The organism is Stutzerimonas stutzeri (genome assembly GCF_051028275.1).
GTDB classification, from domain to species: Bacteria; Pseudomonadota; Gammaproteobacteria; order Pseudomonadales; family Pseudomonadaceae; genus Stutzerimonas; species Stutzerimonas stutzeri_AS.
This window is the reverse complement of the sequence record NZ_CP069269.1, coordinates 4,237,515-4,255,888: the sequence shown is the minus strand read 5'-3', so window position 1 is coordinate 4,255,888 and position 18,374 is coordinate 4,237,515. Positions and strand designations below refer to the sequence as shown.

18 protein-coding genes are annotated in these 18,374 nt (G+C 59.5%); 15 read left to right on the top strand and 3 right to left on the bottom strand.

Going from position 1 to position 18,374, the window contains the following annotated elements:
* Positions 1-123: 123 nt before the first annotated feature.
* Positions 124-1,041: an oxygen-dependent coproporphyrinogen oxidase gene (gene hemF, locus JQR87_RS19815; RefSeq protein WP_407293968.1), complete on the top strand. Its 918-nt coding sequence runs from the start codon at positions 124-126 to the stop codon at positions 1,039-1,041.
* 82 nt (positions 1,042-1,123) lie between these two features.
* Positions 1,124-1,942 (top strand): shikimate dehydrogenase, encoded by an 819-nt coding sequence (gene aroE, locus JQR87_RS19810; RefSeq protein WP_407293969.1) that lies wholly within the window; start codon positions 1,124-1,126, stop codon positions 1,940-1,942.
* Between the two features lie 5 nt (positions 1,943-1,947).
* Here the strand turns inward: aroE and JQR87_RS19805 are convergent, their stop codons facing one another.
* Together JQR87_RS19805 and JQR87_RS19800 are read right to left on the bottom strand one after the other, a co-directional pair.
* Positions 1,948-2,559, bottom strand: a complete 612-nt coding sequence (locus tag JQR87_RS19805; RefSeq protein WP_407293971.1) for an NAD(P)-dependent oxidoreductase — start codon at positions 2,557-2,559, stop codon at positions 1,948-1,950.
* 15 nt (positions 2,560-2,574) lie between these two features.
* Positions 2,575-2,886, bottom strand: coding sequence for a glycine zipper domain-containing protein (locus JQR87_RS19800; RefSeq protein ID WP_407293974.1), 312 nt, complete (start codon positions 2,884-2,886; stop codon positions 2,575-2,577).
* A gap of 432 nt (positions 2,887-3,318) precedes the next feature.
* Here JQR87_RS19800 and pbpG point away from each other — a divergent pair, with 432 nt between their 5' ends.
* The 4 genes from pbpG (at position 3,319) to JQR87_RS19780 (ending at position 7,574) form a co-directional block, all read left to right on the top strand.
* Positions 3,319-4,260 carry a D-alanyl-D-alanine endopeptidase gene (gene pbpG / locus JQR87_RS19795; RefSeq protein WP_407293976.1) on the top strand — a complete coding sequence of 314 codons (942 nt, stop codon included), beginning with the start codon at positions 3,319-3,321 and terminating at the stop codon, positions 4,258-4,260.
* A gap of 265 nt (positions 4,261-4,525) precedes the next feature.
* Positions 4,526-6,595: a maltose alpha-D-glucosyltransferase gene (gene treS / locus JQR87_RS19790; RefSeq protein ID WP_407293979.1), complete on the top strand. Its 2,070-nt coding sequence runs from the start codon at positions 4,526-4,528 to the stop codon at positions 6,593-6,595.
* A 124-nt stretch (positions 6,596-6,719) separates the two neighbouring features.
* Entirely contained in the window at positions 6,720-7,304 is a 585-nt protein-coding gene (locus tag JQR87_RS19785) for an eCIS core domain-containing protein (protein WP_407297880.1), read from the top strand.
* Positions 7,305-7,391: 87 nt separating this feature from the next.
* The gene (locus JQR87_RS19780) at positions 7,392-7,574 is read left to right on the top strand and encodes a hypothetical protein (protein WP_407293981.1); all 183 of its coding nucleotides are present in this window, start codon (positions 7,392-7,394) and stop codon (positions 7,572-7,574) included.
* 93 nt (positions 7,575-7,667) lie between these two features.
* Here the strand turns inward: JQR87_RS19780 and JQR87_RS19775 are convergent, their stop codons facing one another.
* Positions 7,668-9,479 (bottom strand): sensor domain-containing phosphodiesterase, encoded by a 1,812-nt coding sequence (locus JQR87_RS19775; protein ID WP_407293983.1) that lies wholly within the window; start codon positions 9,477-9,479, stop codon positions 7,668-7,670.
* Positions 9,480-9,925: 446 nt separating this feature from the next.
* Here JQR87_RS19775 and JQR87_RS19770 point away from each other — a divergent pair, with 446 nt between their 5' ends.
* From JQR87_RS19770 to JQR87_RS19730, 9 genes are all read left to right on the top strand, one after another.
* A complete protein-coding gene (locus tag JQR87_RS19770) occupies positions 9,926-10,126 on the top strand; it encodes a DUF2934 domain-containing protein (protein WP_407293986.1) in 201 nt (66 codons plus the stop codon).
* Between the two features lie 159 nt (positions 10,127-10,285).
* Positions 10,286-12,334: an ATP-binding protein gene (locus JQR87_RS19765; protein WP_407293988.1), complete on the top strand. Its 2,049-nt coding sequence runs from the start codon at positions 10,286-10,288 to the stop codon at positions 12,332-12,334.
* Positions 12,335-12,542: 208 nt separating this feature from the next.
* Positions 12,543-13,541, top strand: a complete 999-nt coding sequence (locus JQR87_RS19760) for an NAD(P)H-quinone oxidoreductase (RefSeq protein ID WP_407293990.1) — start codon at positions 12,543-12,545, stop codon at positions 13,539-13,541.
* Positions 13,542-13,786: 245 nt separating this feature from the next.
* A complete protein-coding gene (locus JQR87_RS19755; protein ID WP_407293992.1) occupies positions 13,787-14,266 on the top strand; it encodes a hypothetical protein in 480 nt (159 codons plus the stop codon).
* Between the two features lie 87 nt (positions 14,267-14,353).
* On the top strand, positions 14,354-14,770 hold the full coding sequence (locus JQR87_RS19750) for a VOC family protein (RefSeq protein ID WP_407293994.1): 417 nt from the start codon (positions 14,354-14,356) through the stop codon (positions 14,768-14,770).
* 128 nt (positions 14,771-14,898) lie between these two features.
* Positions 14,899-15,138: a YrhB domain-containing protein gene (locus JQR87_RS19745; RefSeq protein ID WP_434157913.1), complete on the top strand. Its 240-nt coding sequence runs from the start codon at positions 14,899-14,901 to the stop codon at positions 15,136-15,138.
* A gap of 102 nt (positions 15,139-15,240) precedes the next feature.
* A complete protein-coding gene (locus JQR87_RS19740) occupies positions 15,241-16,641 on the top strand; it encodes a nucleotidyltransferase domain-containing protein (RefSeq protein ID WP_407293996.1) in 1,401 nt (466 codons plus the stop codon).
* Positions 16,642-16,749: 108 nt separating this feature from the next.
* Positions 16,750-17,097, top strand: a complete 348-nt coding sequence (locus JQR87_RS19735; protein ID WP_407293999.1) for a hypothetical protein — start codon at positions 16,750-16,752, stop codon at positions 17,095-17,097.
* Between the two features lie 526 nt (positions 17,098-17,623).
* Positions 17,624-18,190 (top strand): DUF1993 domain-containing protein, encoded by a 567-nt coding sequence (locus JQR87_RS19730; protein WP_407294002.1) that lies wholly within the window; start codon positions 17,624-17,626, stop codon positions 18,188-18,190.
* Positions 18,191-18,374: the final 184 nt, after the last annotated feature.

Sequence of the window (18,374 nt, the reverse complement as noted above, 5' to 3'; positions counted from 1 at the left end):
TATCCAACGCTTCCCGGACGCGTCCGTCAATTGGCGGGTGATATGCTTGCCCACCTTCTGTTTCCAGCTTCGCCGCACTGGCCCGTGCCAGGCGGCGGCGCAGCCACTTGCCAAGGTGAATTCGTGAACGAGCGTACCGAAGCCGTCAAAGCCTACCTGCTCGACCTGCAGGACCGTATCTGCGCCACCCTCGAAGCCGAAGACGGCGGTGCCCGTTTCGTCGAGGATGCCTGGACGCGTCCCGCAGGCGGTGGCGGCCGTACCCGCGTTATCGAAAACGGCGCGCTGATCGAAAAGGGCGGTGTCAATTTCTCCCATGTGCACGGGAGCGGCCTGCCGCCTTCTGCAAGCGCCCATCGTCCGGAGCTGGCTGGTCGTGGCTTCGAAGCGCTCGGCGTGTCCCTGGTGATCCATCCGGAAAACCCCTACGTGCCGACCTCCCACGCCAACGTGCGATTTTTCATCGCTGAAAAGGAAGGTGAGGAGCCGGTCTGGTGGTTTGGCGGCGGTTTCGATCTCACGCCCTACTACGGCAACGAAGAGGACTGCGTCCACTGGCATCGCGTGGCCCGTGACGCCTGTGCACCGTTTGGCGCCGATGTGTACCCGCGCTACAAGGAGTGGTGCGATCGCTATTTCCACATCAAGCACCGCAACGAGCCTCGCGGGGTCGGCGGCCTCTTTTTCGATGACCTCAACGAATGGGACTTCGACACCAGCTTTGCCTTCATGCGGGCGGTGGGTGATGCCTACATCGACGCCTATCTGCCGATCGTCCAGCGGCGCAAGGCGATGCCCTTCGGCGAGCGCGAGCGCGCTTTCCAGGAGCTGCGCCGTGGACGCTATGTCGAATACAACCTGGTCTACGACCGCGGCACCCTGTTCGGCCTGCAATCGGGCGGCCGCACCGAGTCGATCCTGATGTCGCTGCCGCCGCTGGTGCGCTGGGGTTACGACAAGCACCCCGAGCCCGGCACGCCAGAGGCGAGACTGACCGAATATTTCCTGCAGGATCGTGACTGGCTGGGCGAGCAGCCATGAACGCTGTCTCTCACAGGGCTCGCCTACCGGTCTCGTGATCGCGACGCGCTCAGAACAGAACTCATTGCAAAGGTATCGTTTGATGGATCGCTACGGCGTCTTCGGCAACCCCATTGACCACAGCAAATCGCCTCAGATTCACCGCCTGTTCGCCGAGCAGACAGGTCAGGATCTCTGTTACGAGCCCCTGCTGGCGCCGCTTGATGATTTCCCGGCTTTTGCCAAAGGATTTTTCGAGACGGGGCTGGGCGCCAATGTGACCGTGCCGTTCAAGGAACAGGCCTACCGTCTGGCCGACAGGCTGAGCGAGCGCGCCCAGCGAGCCGGTGCTGTGAACACCTTGAAGAGACTCGAAGACGGTACCTTACTGGGGGACAACACTGACGGTGTAGGCCTGGTTCGGGATCTGCTGGATAACGCCGGTGTCACGCTTGATGGCAAACGGGTCCTGCTGCTGGGCGCGGGCGGTGCGGTGCGCGGTGTGCTCGAGCCGCTGCTTTCGCAGCGACCGGCCGCAGTGGTGATTGCCAACCGCACCCTCGCCAAAGCCCAACAACTGGTCGGCGAATTCGCCGAGTTAGGACCGGTCAGCGCGAGCGCCTTCGAGCAGCTGTACGGGCCGTTCGATGTCATCATCAACGGCACTTCGGCGAGCCTCGGCGGCGTATTGCCGCCGCTGCGCAATGACCTGAGCGAGCCGGGCCACACCTTCTGCTACGACATGATGTACGCAGCCCAGCCGACCCCCTTCTGCCAGTGGGCAGCCGAACGCGACGCGCCCAGTCGGGATGGTCTCGGCATGTTGGTCGAGCAGGCAGCAGCAGCCTTTGAGCTTTGGCGGGGGGTGAGACCAGACTCGAACACAGTGCTGGCAGCACTGCGGCGTCAGCTGGCGGGCTGACAGGCTCAGAGGCGGAAGTGAATCTGCTCGTGCAAGTGCTGCGGCATCTCCAGCTCGTCGACGATCCCTGCGGCAATCCGGCGTAACTGCACGCGACGATCATTGGGGTCGAGATCGTCGATCAGGCTGAAATCCTCGATCGACAGGTCGTCGCCATCGGCTCGGGTATCGACCAGGGTCCACTTCATCGGATGAGCGGCGATCCGCTGCAGTGCTGCCGCGACGTTCGGGTCGTCGCCAAACGCAGACAGGTCCGCGACCAGCAGCAGGCGCTCGACGCCAACCTTCGGCAAGCCGGACAACAGCGCATCGACTGCCCGATACAGGTCATGGGGCTGTTCTGCTGCCGCCTCGCCCGAGGCGGTTGCCAAGGACGGGCTGTCATACAGACAGATCACCGCATCCATTCCCGCCACGCTCTGTGACACGCTGACTGCATCGAACAGATCACCGGTCTTGGCTCGCAGGCCTGGGCGGACTGTCATGGAGTTGAGATCGTCGACCAGGGTCACGGCCTCGTGCTGACGGGTCAACAACTCGCAAAGCAGTGCGTTGCCCAGGCTCGAGTGCGCACCATAGAGGGCAAACTTGAGCCGGGGCGTTTCAGCGTTGAGCATGGCGAAGCGACTCGATCAGCGGCGCGTGACCAGGTAACCGATCAAGGCGACCGCACCCGCGGCCAGCGCAACAGTGCTCAACGGATGTTCACGTGCGCAGTCCTTCGCCATGCGGCTGGCTTCACGGCCACGCAGGGTCAGGTCGCGGCGGTGTGTATCCAGGTCGGCATCGTTCCATAGCGACTCGGCGCGCGCGCGCAGGGAGTTGAAGCGACTACGAGACTCGCGCGTGGCGTCCTGCTTGAGGTCGTCGAGTGCGGCCATCAGGTTCTGGATTTCGTTCTCGATCTCGTCGCGGGTGGTGGGCTTGCGGCTGAAGCGGGACATAACGTTCTCCCCTTTTGAATGTACCGTTTGGACTCTGCGAAGCGGTGAAGGTGCGCTCGGCTGCGCTCAGTCGAAACACGATGACTGCTAGCAGCGGACCAGACTCTTGCGGGCGGGTTCCCGTCGGTCGGTTGGATTGCGGCGAATTGCCGCGCGGCCGATATCGCGATCAGGAAAGGGCAAAACGAGTCGGTCCGCCCTGGCAGCCGTTGCGTATGGTGTTCTACGCTGATGTCCGGAAATTCGATTGCACTGCAGCCCGGATCAGCGAAACGAGCGAAACGGCAGCGCCGGCGCAATCGGCCAGCGGGCTGCAAGGGCCGAATTTCAAAGGCCACAGGTCACGTTTAGGCTTGGCTTTTCCGTATACTGCGCGCCGCGTTCGTCTGCTTCGGCGCGCCTTTTTTCAATGCCATTTCATCGGTGTCCATCTTGAAGCTTCGTCATTCCATTCTCGGTCTGCTGCTCGCCTGCAGCAGCGTCATGTCGTCCCCCGTTTCCCTCGCTGCATCCAGTGCCCCTGTTCGACAGGAGCTGGCGTCTGGCAGTGCCATGCTGGTCGATTTGAAGACCAACGAAATCCTTTATTCCAGCAATGCAGATGTGGTGGTGCCGATTGCCTCGGTCACCAAACTGATGACGGCCATGGTCGTGCTTGATGCCAAGCTGCCGCTCGATCAGCGTCTATCCGTCACGATTCGCGACGCGCGAGAGATGCAAGGTGTGTATTCGCGCGTTCGCATCGGTAGTGAAATCAGCCGTCGGGAAATGCTGCTCCTGACGCTGATGTCATCCGAGAACCGCGCTGCCGCGAGCCTGGCGCACCACTATCCGGGCGGTTACCAGGCCTTCGTTCAGGCCATGAACGCCAAAGCCAAGGCGCTGGGCATGACCCAAACGCGCTACGTCGAGCCGACCGGTCTGTCCGAACGGAACGTGTCCAGCGCCAAGGATCTGGTCAAACTGCTCAAGGCCAGTCAGGCCTACCCGCTGATCGAACAGTTCAGCACCACCAGCGAAAAGACCGTGGCCTTCCACAAGCCCAACTACACCCTGGGTTTCCGTAACACCAATGGTCTGGTGCGCAAGCCTGACTGGAGCATTCAGCTGACCAAGACCGGGTTCACCAATGCTGCGGGTCACTGCCTGGTGATGCGTACCGTTATGGACAAGCGCCCAGTGGCCTTCGTCGTGCTCGACGCCTTTGGCAAATACACCCACATGGCCGATGCGAACCGTCTGAAGAAGTGGATGGAAACAGGCAAAGTCACGCCGGTTGCCCCCGCTGCTCTGGCATACAAGCAGCAAAAGATGGCCCAGCGTCAGCTGGCCGGGCAGCCCGGTGACGCGGCGGCGGTGATCGGCACTCGCTAAAACCCGAATCGGCCGTGGTGTCTCACCTCCGAGGCGGACAACGGCCGATCCAGCTGCCACGATTGCGGGTATTCGTCGGTGGGTATCACCGCGTCGGCGCGCCAGCCGGCGCGCACCCGCGTGCGTAGAGGCAGGTCGCCTGTCATTGCTGTCATGACCGGCACAGCGTATGGCTTCAACGCATCTCGATTTCGATGCAACGATGCCGGCTCACTCGACTCAAACGACTACATTTCCCTCAGCGCACCGGGAACCAGACATCGTTATGAGCACACCAGACAATACCTACGTCGAGTGGCTGGAAAGCCAGTCCATGCTTAAAGCCGCCCGTGATAGGGCCCGTCTCTATGCAGGCCAGGCGCGGCTATGGCAGCGCCCTTATGCCCAGGCGCGGCCACGCGATGCCAGCGCGATCTCCTCGGTGTGGTTTACCGCCTATCCGGCCGCGATCATCACACCCGAAGGCGGCTCGGTGCTGCAGGCCTTGGGCGACGATCGCCTCTGGAGTGCGCTCTCCGAGCTTGGTGTACAAGGTATTCACAACGGTCCGATGAAGCGATCCGGTGGCTTGCGCGGGCGCGAGTACACGCCGACCATCGATGGCAATTTCGACCGCATCAGCTTCGATATCGACCCGAACCTTGGCACCGAGGCGGAGATGCAACAGCTCAGCCGCATGGCCGCCGCGCACAACGCGATCGTCATCGATGACATCGTTCCGGCGCACACCGGCAAAGGCGCGGACTTCCGACTCGCCGAGATGGCCTACGGTGATTACCCCGGTCTTTACCACATGGTCGAGATCAACGAGGAAGACTGGCCCTTGCTGCCGGACGTGCCCAAGGGGCGCGACGCGATCAACCTGCCACCGCCGGTGGTCGATCAGCTTAAGGAAAAGCATTACATCGTCGGCCAGCTGCAGCGCGTGATTTTCTTCGAGCCGGGCATCAAGGACACCGACTGGAGCGTGACTGGCATCGTGACCGGCGTCGACGGCAAGCGCCGGCGCTGGGTCTATCTGCACTACTTCAAGGAAGGCCAGCCGTCGCTGAACTGGCTCGACCCGACGTTCGCCGCGCAGCAATTGATCATCGGCGATGCGCTGCATGCCATTGATGTCTCCGGCGCGCGGGTGCTGCGCCTGGACGCCAACGGCTTCCTCGGCGTCGAGCGCCGCGCTGAAGGAACCGCCTGGTCCGAGAGCCACCCTCTCTCGGTGACCGGAAACCAGCTGATCGCGGGTGCTATCCGCAAGGCCGGCGGCTTCAGCTTCCAGGAGCTGAACCTGACCATCGACGACATTGCTTCGATGTCCCATGGCGGCGCCGATCTGTCCTATGACTTCATCACACGTCCGGCCTATCACCACGCCCTGGTCACGGGCGATACCGAATTTTTGCGGCTGATGCTGCGCGAAGTGCACGCGTTCGGCATCGACCCGGCATCGCTGATCCATGCCATGCAGAACCACGACGAGCTGACCCTGGAGCTGGTGCACTTCTGGACACTGCATGCCTACGACCATTACCACTATCACGGCCAAACGCTGTCGGGCGGCATCTTGCGCGAGCACATCCGCGAGGAGATGTACGAACGCCTGACTGGCGAGCACGCGCCTTACAACCTCAAGTTCGTCACCAACGGCGTGTCGTGCACCACCGTCAGTGTCATCACCGCGGCGCTGGGTATCCGCGACCTCAATACCATCAGCGCGGCCGATATCGAACAGATTCAGCGCCTGCACATCCTGCTGGTGATGTTCAACGCCATGCAGCCCGGCGTGTTCGCCCTCTCCGGCTGGGATCTGGTCGGTGCGTTGCCGCTGGAAGCCGAGCAGGTCGAACACCTGATGGCCGATGGCGACACGCGCTGGCTGCACCGCGGCGGCTATGACCTGGCCGATATCGCACCCGAGGTGGAGGTCTCCAGCGAAGGTCTACCCAAGGCGCGTTCGCTGTACGGGAGCCTGGTTGAGCAACTGAAGAACACCGGCTCCTTCGCCTGTCAGCTCAAGCGCATCCTCAGCGTGCGGCGTGCTTACGATATTGCCGCGAGCAAGCAGATCCTGATTCCGGACGTCCAGGCCCCGGGGCTGTTGGTCATGGTCCATGAGTTGCCAGCCGGCAAGGGCGTGCAGATCACTGCGCTCAACTTCAGCGCCGAAACCATCAGCGAAACCGTCACGCTTCCCGGCGTTGCGCCCGGTCCGGTGGTCGACATCATCCACGAAAGCATCGAAGGCGACCTGACCGAAAACGGCGAGATGACTTTCAATCTCGACCCTTACGAAGGCCTCGCTCTGCGCGTGGTCAGCGCCGCCTCGCCGGTGCTCTGACCGGACGTCAGCGCCTCTTCGCCTTGGCTACCGGCGCGGCTATAGTGCGCGCCGGTCGGCCCTTCGGGCTGCCTTGGTCCGCTCGAAGAGAACGCTCGTGTTCGCCACATCCCGCTTCCGTTTCCTGAGTGCAGCATTCGCCTGCGTGCTCGGCTCGTCGATCTTCTCGAGCCAGGCGCAAACTGCCTGCGCCCCTGGCCAGCAGCCGCTCTGCCTGGGGGGCTGCGCCTGCGTGCCGGTCTCTCCGCAGCACTACGAGCCGCTGCATGAACAGGTGCAATGGTTGGCGGCAGCTGGGCTGGAAACATGGATCCGCCAGTCACACGCTCAGCTGATGCTGCAGGACACCCACCCTATTCCGCTGCATATCCGCTCGCAGCTCGAGCCCTACTTCGACCTGGCTGTACTTGAAACCGCCCGCTACCGGGTCGGCGACGACAATGTGCTGACGGCCGCCAACACCTTGCTGCGCAACCCTGACATAGCGGCGGTGACGCTGATCGACATTATCGTTTTCCGCAACGAGGCCGACGCGCAGGATAACGTTGCGCTCTGGGCGCACGAGCTCAAACACGTCGAGCAATACCTGCAATGGGGCGTCGGCGAATTCGCGCGGCGCTACACGCGCGACTTCCGCAGCGTCGAGCAGCCGGGCTATGCCATGGAGTTGCAGATCGAGCGCGAGCAGGCGCTGCGTCTGGTCGATTAGCGGGCGCGCAAACACAGCCGCTTGGCCGATTCAGGGATCGGTAGGCGCGAGGTTTGGTCTCTATGTTATTGCCATAAGGAGACCGCCATGCCCGTCACCGTGACCAAGCTTCAGGGCGACGATATCCCGGGGCATCTGCGCGGCCCCGCTGTCGAGATCGTGTTTCGCGTCACCGATGAGCAGGGCAACGAGCGCTACCTGCTGGACGACATCGAAGCCGCGAAATTGGCCGTGCGCGTCAGCGAAGAGGCGCAGCAATCCAAGGAGTGAGGTGCGTTGCGCCGAGCTGGAATGGCACGGCGAAGGTCGCTGGCTATTCGTCAATCGGGCTGTGCTCGATGCCTATGCGCCGCACGGCGTTGATCACGTGGGCAAGACCGAGCGAGAGCTGGCCACGTTCATCGCCTGGGCGTTTTCTGTCACCCAGCCCAGCAATAGCTCCGGTGCCATGGGTCGCGCGATAAGATAGCCCTGCCCCTCGTCGCAACCCCAGCGGGTCACCAGGTCGCGCACCGCTTGGGTCTCGATACCTTCTGCAACGACACGCAATTCCAAACGCTTGGCCAGGTCGATGATCGTCCGCACCAGTCGACGATCCTTTTCGTCATCGCCCAGGTGGCGGATGAAGGATTGATCGAGCTTGACCGTCGTGGCTGGCAGGTCGCGCAGATAGGTCCAGTTGCTGTAGCCGGAGCCGAAATCATCAATGGCCACCTCTACGCCCAACGAGCGCAGGCGCTGCAACTGGCGGCTGACTTCGCCGGGGTTGCGCATCAGCGCGCTCTCGGTGAACTCCACCTCCAGGCTCGCCGGGTCGATACGCTGTTTGCCCAGTAATTCGATGACGCGGTCGGCAAAGGCCGGGCTGTCCAGGTCTGATGCCGATACGTTGATCGCGACCTTGAACCTTGCCCCTTGGCGCTGCCAGGCCGTCGCCTGCATGACCGCAGCCTCGGCCACCCACAGGCTCAGCTCGCGAATCAGCGCGGTCTTCTCGGCCAGCGGAATGAACTCGGCAGGCCCAATGGCGCCGAGCGTCGGGTGGTCCCAGCGCAGCAGCGCTTCGACCGAGGTGCAGTGGCCGGCCTCCAGGCTGATGCGCGGCTGGTAAACCAACCGCAGCTGCCCCTTGCTGTGCAGCGCCTCGGCGAGACCGCTGAGCAAAGTGAAGGCCCGCTGCTGGGCCGCATCGAGCCGGGATTCGTAGGGCGACCAGCCGATGCCGCGCTCCCGCGCGTCGTCTGCCGACGTGATCGCCAGTCGCAGCCAGTCCTGTTCCAGCACCCCGCTGTGCAGCGGCAGCACGCCGAGACCGACCTGTGTCTTGATCGGGATCGAATTGCACTGCACCGGCGCGTCGAATGCCGCGATGATCCGGTCATACAGTGGTGTCAGCTCGCGATGTGGCGCATCCGGGACCAGAAAGGCAAACCGACTCGGGCTGATGCAATACAGTTCGCACTGGAACGGGAGCTGCGCTTGCAGCGTCTGTTTCATGCTCAGCATCAGCGCTTGGGCAAAGCCATGACCCAGCACCTTGATGATGTCGTTCAAGAGTGTCGGCCCGATCACATCGACCACCACCAGTACATTTCCATGGCGGTCTTTTGCGGTTGACCGCGCTACGTCGTCTTCGAGCCGCGACCGGTTAAGCAACCCGGTGGATGCATCAATGAAATTGGCGTTGCGCAGTGAAAGAATGCGCGCCATGGCCAGCTTGGAGAAATGGCCGAGCATTGATAATTCATGTGGCGTCATCGCTTGTCGCGGCTTGGTGTCGATGATGCACAAACTGCCAAGGGCGAGCCCCTCCGGCGTAACCAATGGCATGCCCGCATAGAAGCGGATGCCCGGCTCGCCAGTCACAAGAGGGTTGTCGCAAAAGCGTGCATCAAGCGATGCATCAAGCACCTGGAACGGCTCATTGGCGAGGATCGCATAGGCACAGAACGAGTCCCGACGCGGCGTTTCCCTGGCCTGCAAGCCGACCCGCGCGGTAAACCACTGGCGTTGTTCGTCGACGATCGAGATCAGCGCAATCGGAGTTTGAAAATACTCCGCCGCCATGGTCACGATGTGCTCGAACACATCGTCTGGCGTCGTATCGAGCCGGCACAGTTGCGTCACCTGCAGCTGGCGTTGCGCTTCATTTATCGGAGTTGGGGCACCAGCCATAGGATCGCTGCCTTGATGATCGGAGAGGCCGAGCCGTCGGCGACGGTGCGGTTGAGGTGCAACGGGCCACTAACGCAGCGGCTGGGTGAGCGGCACAATGTGCCTTTGGCGAATGTATCGGCCGGCTCAAGTTTTACTTGAAGGTTGTGCCGACTGGAGGGGCGGTGGCTTACGGCCAGACACCGCTCTCGACTTGTCAGTAGTGGATAATGAGGACGTGATTAGCGCCCTTCGAGCACCTTCGTGGCAAACTTGCTCACCGAAAATAGCGCTGCGCTTTGTGGCTGAACGTCCCACCCTTTTGCTAGGACTTTCGTCGGCTTGCTTGTCTGCACCGGAACCATCCGCCTGCTAATCCTCTCTGCTGAATACGAGATGTGAAAACACCGAACCGCGCCGCGGCGTCGCGCAACGGCGTCTCGATCAGCACAGCGAGGGTTAGACAGATGGCAGACGAACAACGTATCCGCGAACGCGCCCATGAAATATGGGAAGCCAAGGGCCGTCCCGAAGGACAGGAACAAGAACACTGGGCGCAGGCCCGTGACGAAATGGAGCCTTTTTACAAAGAGGGCGATGCAACCGCTGGCAGCATCGAAAGCAGCGTCGCGATTCCCATGCCCAAACAGCCTGAAGACGAACGCTGATCTGGGCCATAGTGAAGCCCGGCGATACCCGATCACTACCGCTTACGGTGTCTTTCACAGCCTGGCGCTGCACCTGGGCAGGCGCCTTCCGTTGCGAGGCGTTGTATCCGCCATCCGGAACCTCCATCAGTCGAACCAACTAACAGACCTGCCGTCCTGATGAGCCGAACACTAGACCTTGAGGCAATTTTCAAAGCCCTGCCAAACATCAACCTGATTCTCTCCGCAGATCCGGAGTTCATCATGTTGGCGGCTAGTGATGCTCGACTGCAGGCAACCAACTCGACTCGCGAGGAATGCATCGGTCGATCGATTTTCGAGGTGTTCGGAAACAACCCGGAAGAAACGGCAGCATCCGGCACAGGTGTATTACGCGCCTCGCTGGAGCGTGTACTGGAAACGCGCGCGCCGGACCGTATGGCGATTACGAAATACGACATTCCTCGGCCAGCCTCAGAGGGTGGCGGGTTCGAAGTTCGCTACTGGAGCCCCATCAATGTGCCTGTGCTCAATGAGCGAGGCGACGTCACCTGCATCATTCACCAGACGCAAGACGTCACTGAACAGATCCTGAGCCAGGACGCTACGACACTTGGACATTCTGACGAACGCTTTCGCGCCGCTTTGCTAGCGTCCGGCACCGGAACCTTCAATTGGTATCTGGCCGACAGCAGCCTGTATGTTGACAGTGCACTCGAGCAGATTTTCGGTTTAAGCCTGGAGCAAAAGCTCGACACCTTCGAGCGCTTCATCGAGCACGTTCACCCGGACGATCGAGCACGGGTTCGCTTCGCCTTCGAGCGATACAGCCAGGCGCGGGACCTCACCGTCGAGTTCCGTCTGGCGCGGCCTGGCAAAGAACAATGGCTGGTGTGTAGGGCCCGCGCCTTCCGTGACGCCAGCGGCAATCTTTCATACGTGGCGGGTGCCTGTAGCGACATCAGTGCGCGTAAGCGTGCCGAAGAATCCCTGCGCGTCAGCGAACACAGATTGCGCCAGCTCAATGAGACCCTCGAAGCCCGGGTGGCCGCTGAGGTAACCGAGCGCAGCCGAGCCGAACAGGCCCTGCGCCAGTCACAGAAAATGGAAGCCGTCGGCCAGCTCACAGGCGGCATCGCCCATGATTTCAACAACTTGCTGACCGGCATTATTGGCAGTCTTGACCTCATGCAGAGGCGGCACCAGCGGGGCGAAACCGTAGATATCGAGCGTTACATCAATTCCGCCGTCAGCTCGGCTCAGCGTGCCGCTGCGCTAACGCAACGTCTGCTGGCGTTTGCTCGACAGCAGGCACTCGACCTCAAACCGGTCGATGTCAACCAGCTAGTCGCCTCGCTGGAAGACTTGCTCCGTCGCACCACCGGCGAAAACATCAAGGTGGTCACCGAGCTGAGTGCCGGGCTACCGCCGGCCTGCATGGACATCAACCAACTCGAAAGCGCCGTGATCAACCTTGTCATCAACGCGCGCGATGCGATGCCCCATGGGGGACGCGTTACCCTGCGCACCAAACGTTTTCTCATGGGTGATGAGCCAGACCCCGACAGACCCGGCCTGATAGCAGGCGACTATGTGCTGCTGACGGTCGCCGACACCGGCACGGGCATGGCGCCGGAGTTGATCGAGCGGGCATTTGAGCCCTTCTTCACCACCAAGCCGATCGGCCAGGGCACCGGCCTTGGGCTCTCGATGGTTTACGGCTATATCAAACAGGCCAAAGGCTACGTGCAGATCGAGTCCAAGCCGTCCAACGGCACGCGCGTGCACCTGTACCTGCCTGTCCATCATGGCGAGACGACGACTGTGGAAGTGAAGCCTGAACGCACGCCACAGGGCACCGGCGAGACGATTCTGGTGGTGGAAGACGAACCCGTGGTCCGCTCGCTGGTGGTCGAGGTGCTCAACGACCTCGGCTACGAGACGCTGGAAGCTAGCGAAGCTTCCGAAGCGCTGCTGATCACCGAAAGCCAGCAGCGGATCGACCTGATGGTCTCGGACGTTGGCCTGCCTGGCATGAACGGCCGGCAGCTGGCGGAACTCGTCCGCCAACAACGCCCCGGCCTGAAAGTGCTCTTCGCCACAGGCTACGCTGAAAGCTTCGCCGCCAACGACATCCTTGGGCCGGACATGGCTGTGATGACCAAGCCGTTCGCAATCGATGTGTTCGCCCAGAAGGTCGGGGAGATGTTGGGCTCGAACGTCAGTTGACGCCGCCCTCTAGGCATTGCGCAGGCCATGTACCGGCCTATCAGCGCCATGACCCTGGCTTTGCTGAACGCCTAGATGCTGCCTTTCGACCAGCCCCCTCGGATCAGCCTGACCTACCAGGGTTGGCTCGGCGACGCGCGGGGGCTACCGTGTACCACCGAGCCGGTTTGAATCAATGCCGCTATAAACTGCTTATGAAGGAAAATGTATGAGTGCTGAAACCATGCGTCATATCGATCACCGCCCCGGCGGCGGCCCCGAGTGCCTGCAAATGGCTGAAGGCTCAGTGCCAGAACCCGGCCCGCAGGATGTCCTGGTGCGGGTGGCCTATGCAGGCATCAATCGCCCGGACGTGTTCCAGCGATCCGGTAGCTACCCGCCGCCTCCGGACGCCTCGCCCCTGCTCGGTCTGGAAATCTCTGGCGAGATCGTCGCCCTCGGTGCCGAAGTCAACGGCTGGAAAGTCGGCGATCAGGTCTGCGCGCTGACACCCGGCGGTGGCTACGCTGAATATTGCGTGGCCCCGGCTGAACACTGCCTGCCGGTGCCCGCCGGGCTGTCACTACTGGAAGCGGCGGCGCTGCCGGAAACCTACTTCACCGTCTGGAGCAATGTGTTCGAGCGCGGTCGCCTGCAACCCGGCGAAGCCTTCCTGGTACACGGCGGCTCCAGCGGCATCGGCCTGACCGCCATCCAGCTGGCCAAGCAGTTCGGCGCCACGGTCTACACCACCGTCGGCAGTGGCGAAAAGGCCGACGCTTGCCGGCGCGCCGGTGCGGATCGGGTGATCAACTATCACGAAGAAGACTTTGTCGATGTGCTAAAACAGGCCACCGACGGCAACGGCGTGGACGTCATCCTCGACATGGTGGGCGGCGACTACATCCCCCGCAACGTCAAATCCCTCGCAGTGGAAGGCCGCCTGGTACAGATTGCCTTCCTCAAAGGCAGCCGCGTCGAACTCGATACCATGCCGATCATGCGCAAGCGCCTGACCTTCACCGGCTCCACCCTGCGCCCTCGCAGCCGCGAGGAAAAAGCAGACATTGCCAGGGCGCTGCGCGCCAAGGTCTGGCCCCTACTGGACCAAGGCCTGTGCCACCCCGTGATCCACGCCACCTTCCCCCTCGCTGAAGCCGCTGAAGCCCATCGGCTGATGGAAAGCAGCAAGCACATCGGGAAGATCATGTTGGAGGTTGGGCGGTAGACACGAGGACGGGCCGGTAACGCTCCGGCCCTTGCTGTGTTTGAACCAGATGCCGAAGCAGCGGAATGGTGCGCATCCAGCTGAAAAAATCATGGTGTATAACATTCCGAACGGATGCCGATAACGTTGTAGCGCCTATGCTAGAGCTGTTCGGATAGGCGTAGAAGGAATGTTATACGCCACGCCCGTCCGGCGTCTTATACACCAAATGGTGTCTAATTATAGTTATATGTATTAATAAAATCATGAGAAATTTTCAAGAGTTTCAAAAGGCCTACACACTAGAGCGCAACACACACACAAAAGATAAATTCTATACCTTGCCAGGTTTATTCAGTCGAATATTTAAGTCGGAAACCTACTGGGAAAAATTTCTTGAGCGAGAATCTGCTAATGCCCGTCACGATGTGGCTTGGCTTTCCGAGCTTATTTCAAAGAAAGTTGTCACAACTGCAGAGCTAAAAGCTCACCAACTAGCACTGAAGAACACAAATTCCACTCTTACTGAGCGCAGCAACTTTATTCTAATAGCCATTAGCGCAATCTCAGTACTAGGCCTTAGCTCTTTGAATGTTGTATTCAGTGACTTCCTAAAAAGTCCACCAGCATTTTTTATGACGTTCATTGCGATAATAATTTCACTCATACTGGCAGAAAGGATTCGAATCCAGGCTAAAATTGCAGAGCATGAAGTGCTGTCAAACATAATCGACAAATGCATATAACAAGTGGTTCAAAACGCTCGCTGCGCTCGCTGGGACGGGCTAAAGCCCGCCCCTTAACCAAACGTTAGGCCTCACAGGAGAGATAGCGTGCAGCCCAGAGTCACTGTTATCACGTTGGGCGTCACTGACCTTGAAGCATCACTACGCTTCTATCGCGATGGGCTTGGATTTCCCACCGAAGGAGTCGTGGGAAAGGAGTTCGAATGTGGTGCTGTGGTGTTCATCCAGTTACAGCAGGGGTTGCGTCTCGCTCTCTGGCCACGCGCTAGCATTTCGCACGATACCGGCCTTCCGCTGACAGCCGGCAGTTCCACGGATATGACTTTGGGCCATAACGTCGCGTCCCGAAAGGAAGTCGAGCAGGTTATGGATCAAGCGGCGGCAGCCGGTGCGGTCGTTGTCAAACCAGCCCATGACACCTTCTGGGGCGGGTATTCGGGCTATTTTCGCGATCCCGACGGTCACGTGTGGGAAGTGGTGTGGAATCCACAGTGGACGGAGTGAGCCCTAACAATTCGTCCAAGCCGACGCCCCTTCGGGGCGCGGCTTAACTCAGGTGTTAGGCTTTCACATGGTTACGAAAGAAGTCGCTCACACTCGTTCTAGAAGCAGTCTGTGGCGAATTTGATTGGCTGCCCGAAGGCGATGAAATAATAATTGTCGAAGAAAATACTATCGAGAAACCATGGGGCTGGGTCATCTTCCACACATCGAAGCTGTGGCTAGAAACCCACGATATTAGGTACGCAATAGCAGGGAATGCACCAATCATCGTGGAGCGAGAGACAGGGAAGCTCATACCAACTGGTACAGCTATGAACATTGAAAGATACATTGAAAACTACGAGAGAACTGGTAGTCCGCATGCCTAACCAGTGGTTCAAATCGTTCGCTTTGCTCACTGGAACGGGCTAAAGCCCGCCCCTTAACCAAACGTTAGCCATCACCATCCGTACCCAGCAGGCTCGCACCCGATGACCACCACTCGAAAGTCAATTCCACTGAATACTGCCCGGCAGCTGTGGGCACAGTGCGGCGGCTTCTGTCAGAACCCATCCTGCAACAAGCCACTCTTTCGGGAAGTTGCAGAGGAGTCGGTAAGCCTTGCGAACGTGGCGCACATCATCGGACATGGGAGCTCTGGCCCGAGAAGCGATCATGAACTTGCAGAGCACATTGATAGGGATGGGATCCCCAACCTCATCATGCTCTGCCTGGAGTGCCACAAGGTGGTCGACGAGCTGGACAGACGCTTCACCGTCGAAGAGATGCAAGCTTGGAAGACCGCGCACGCGAGAAAAATCACGTCGCTATTTGCCGTTCCAACTATCAAAGACGAGCGCGCCCTTTTAGCTGAAGTCAATGATCTTCTAGAAGAGAACGCAGCACTGTTCCGAGAATGCGGCCCGTACTCAGAAAGCGTTCTTGGCGGCCTGGGCGGTGACGGCCTGGAGGTTTGGAAGAAGCGTTGCTTGGATACGATCCTTCCAAACAATCAAAGAATCATTGCTCTCATAGAAGGCAACAAGCGAAACTTCCCATATCCGTGGGACGTCTACCCTAGGATGCTTGAGTACAAGATTCATGTTGATGCGTTCCAAGACAACTGTTTAACAGATCAAAAGATCAACGACTACAAGCTGTTCCCGCGAGGCTTTGATCATTTCGTCAAGACGCGACTTGGTATCGACTCACCACCTCCTCAAGTTGTTGCCCAAGAAGAACTGGAGTTCCGATACAACACGGTCAAGAAGTTCGTCGAAGAATTTCTCTCCGGTCACAGTGCAATAGAAAATCTTCAAGAGCTCAATCGTGGCACTATGCTCGTTGAACTCCGAGACGGACGCAAACTCAAGGTCTTCGTAACCAACACCTACTACTTCACCGACTACACGTTAGAGCGCGTTCTTGAGGTCGATCCCGCCGTTAACGCGATCATCTGCTCTAGCCCTGCCGGCCAATACTCTGATTCGGCTAAAGAGCTGTGTATTGAGCGCGGAATTGGGCTGTTCATGCTTGGTGAGTTTATGGGTGCTATTCATCAGAGCGGGGAACAGTACTTAAACTTTTTGCTTCGAGCCGATCGCGAGCGACGAATAAACGACCTCAAACAACTATGTCGAGAGGCCGCCCCGCCGCCAAGAATTCAAGTATTTGCTTTCGGCTCCTTCATACGCCGAAAGCACTACCAGGACGTTGATCTCATGATCGTGTACGAAGAGCCTGCAGTCTCAGCCAAGCTGAAGGAATTCGAATCGGAGCTCGATCGATTGATCCGCAAAAGATTTGGCGAACCTGACATCTCCGTTGCTTCAGCACGAGAGTTCACTGCCTTGCGTCTCAAGTACGACAACCTTTCGCGGGCTTATCCCTGATCGGCAGGCCAACAGCAGCGATGTCTAACCCTTCCATCGAGAGGACGTCACAAGGGCTGCGCCCTTGCGCCGCCTCTCATGTCAAACGTTAGCCGCCAAGGAAAGGTTATGGGCCGATTCAAAATATTTTGTGGGTCAACACTAATTGGATGGTCGGACCTAGAGGCCGGCGACCCGTCAATGGGTGTGGCATTTGGCCTATTTCTACCTACAAGCGCATACGCTGATTTCCAAGGCTCACCGATCGAGAACCAAAATCATACATCTCTCTCTATCACCACTGCTGAAAACACGCCCATAGAAGCAAGCGGTGGCATCCACATTGAGGACTTATCGTCTCAATTAGATGAGCAAGCCATTGAGATCACGGCGCTCGGCATGGAGAGCGCCGCGTATAAAAGTCTATTTCCAGAGCACGTGTTGGCTTACAAAAGGCAGTTCCATAACGTCGGCTAACAACACGCTCAACTTCGCTCACTTCGTTCGCTGGACAGTCAAAAGCTGCGCTTTTGCCTGCCAGCTAGCTTAATCGTTAGGGCAAACAACCACATGCCATACCCAGCAACATTGGAAGATATTTTCGGGGCCTTTGTGAATCAAGAAACTCTCGAAGAAGCTGCACTATGGATGGCAGAGGTAGCGGAAGAAGACCCAGCGAGGTAGCCTGGACGTTGCGCGTGGAAAAGGCTTCGCCGTTTTCCACCCTACGCACTGCCTGAGCCTGGGCGGAGCAGGGGGATCTGGTGGCGTAGCGAGGTAGCCTGGACGTTGCGCGTGGAAAAGGCTTCGCCGTTTTCCACCTACGCACTGCCTGAGCTTGGGCAGATCAGGGGGATTTGGTGGCGTAGGGTGGACAACGCTTCGCTTGTCCACGCGTTGAAGCTCGGAAAAAGGGGCTGATGTATTTTCGAGTGGTTAGCTTCACACTCCGGTTACTTTCATCGGCGTAGGCTCTCCGCTCCCATTCACAAGATAAGAAGCCATGCAGCTAACAACACTCCTCGTCCCAACCTATACGCAGATGCTCAGAACCCTCTCAGGCTGGCTGAAGAAGGCACAGGACCAGCTGCCGGAAGCCGATGCACAAGCATTGCTATCGGCACGGCTGGCACCGGATATGTTTCCTTTGTCGACTCAGGTTCGCTTTGCCTGTGTGCAGGCGCGAGAGGCCATGTGCCGGCTGAGAGGCGAGGCCTTTCCGGCTGCCATCAACGAGCTGTTGGACGAAGGGCGGCAGGCTGGCGAGCAGCCAGGCTCGCTTGCCGATGCCTACGCCCGGATCGATGAAACGGTCGCCTTGCTCGAAGGTCTCGCAGCCGATGCGCTGGATGCGAACGCGGACAAGCCAATCGCCCATGAGCTGGCTAACGGGATGATCTTCGACCTGACCGCAGAGCAATACGCCCGTGATTGGACGCTGGGTCAGTTCTATTTCCACCTCATGACAGCTTATTCGATCTTGCGTAACCAAGGGATCAACCTCGGTAAGGCGGACTACGTGGCGCACATGCTGCCTTATTTGCGTCCTGAGTCGATTCCAAAGGGCTAGCAGCGGCGCTTCGGTGTTCTACCGCTAGCGGATGTAGGTGGGTTAAGGCCCCGCAGATTTGCTGGGGCGAGCCTTGAGGCGAGGCGACAGATCTCCCAATACCAGTCTGTTCCGTCCTCTCCGAACGTCCGCTTGTTAGCGTCAGCGGGTATGTGGTTGTTGGCTAGCGATTAATAGCGAGGCG

Excerpts from the sequence above, each read along its gene's own strand:
- JQR87_RS19735 (WP_407293999.1), top strand. The coding sequence starts at position 16,750 with ATGGGCCGATTCAAAATATTTTGTGGGTCAACACTAATTGGATGGTCG.
- JQR87_RS19800 (WP_407293974.1), bottom strand. The coding sequence starts at position 2,886 with ATGTCCCGCTTCAGCCGCAAGCCCACCACCCGCGACGAGATCGAGAAC.
- JQR87_RS19780 (WP_407293981.1), top strand. The coding sequence starts at position 7,392 with ATGCCCGTCACCGTGACCAAGCTTCAGGGCGACGATATCCCGGGGCAT.
- JQR87_RS19805 (WP_407293971.1), bottom strand. The coding sequence starts at position 2,559 with ATGCTCAACGCTGAAACGCCCCGGCTCAAGTTTGCCCTCTATGGTGCG.
- JQR87_RS19730 (WP_407294002.1), top strand. The coding sequence starts at position 17,624 with ATGCAGCTAACAACACTCCTCGTCCCAACCTATACGCAGATGCTCAGA.
- treS (WP_407293979.1), top strand. The coding sequence starts at position 4,526 with ATGAGCACACCAGACAATACCTACGTCGAGTGGCTGGAAAGCCAGTCC.
- JQR87_RS19760 (WP_407293990.1), top strand. The coding sequence starts at position 12,543 with ATGAGTGCTGAAACCATGCGTCATATCGATCACCGCCCCGGCGGCGGC.
- JQR87_RS19740 (WP_407293996.1), top strand. The coding sequence starts at position 15,241 with ATGACCACCACTCGAAAGTCAATTCCACTGAATACTGCCCGGCAGCTG.
- JQR87_RS19765 (WP_407293988.1), top strand. The coding sequence starts at position 10,286 with ATGAGCCGAACACTAGACCTTGAGGCAATTTTCAAAGCCCTGCCAAAC.
- JQR87_RS19775 (WP_407293983.1), bottom strand. The coding sequence starts at position 9,479 with ATGGCTGGTGCCCCAACTCCGATAAATGAAGCGCAACGCCAGCTGCAG.
- JQR87_RS19755 (WP_407293992.1), top strand. The coding sequence starts at position 13,787 with ATGAGAAATTTTCAAGAGTTTCAAAAGGCCTACACACTAGAGCGCAAC.
- JQR87_RS19770 (WP_407293986.1), top strand. The coding sequence starts at position 9,926 with ATGGCAGACGAACAACGTATCCGCGAACGCGCCCATGAAATATGGGAA.
- aroE (WP_407293969.1), top strand. The coding sequence starts at position 1,124 with ATGGATCGCTACGGCGTCTTCGGCAACCCCATTGACCACAGCAAATCG.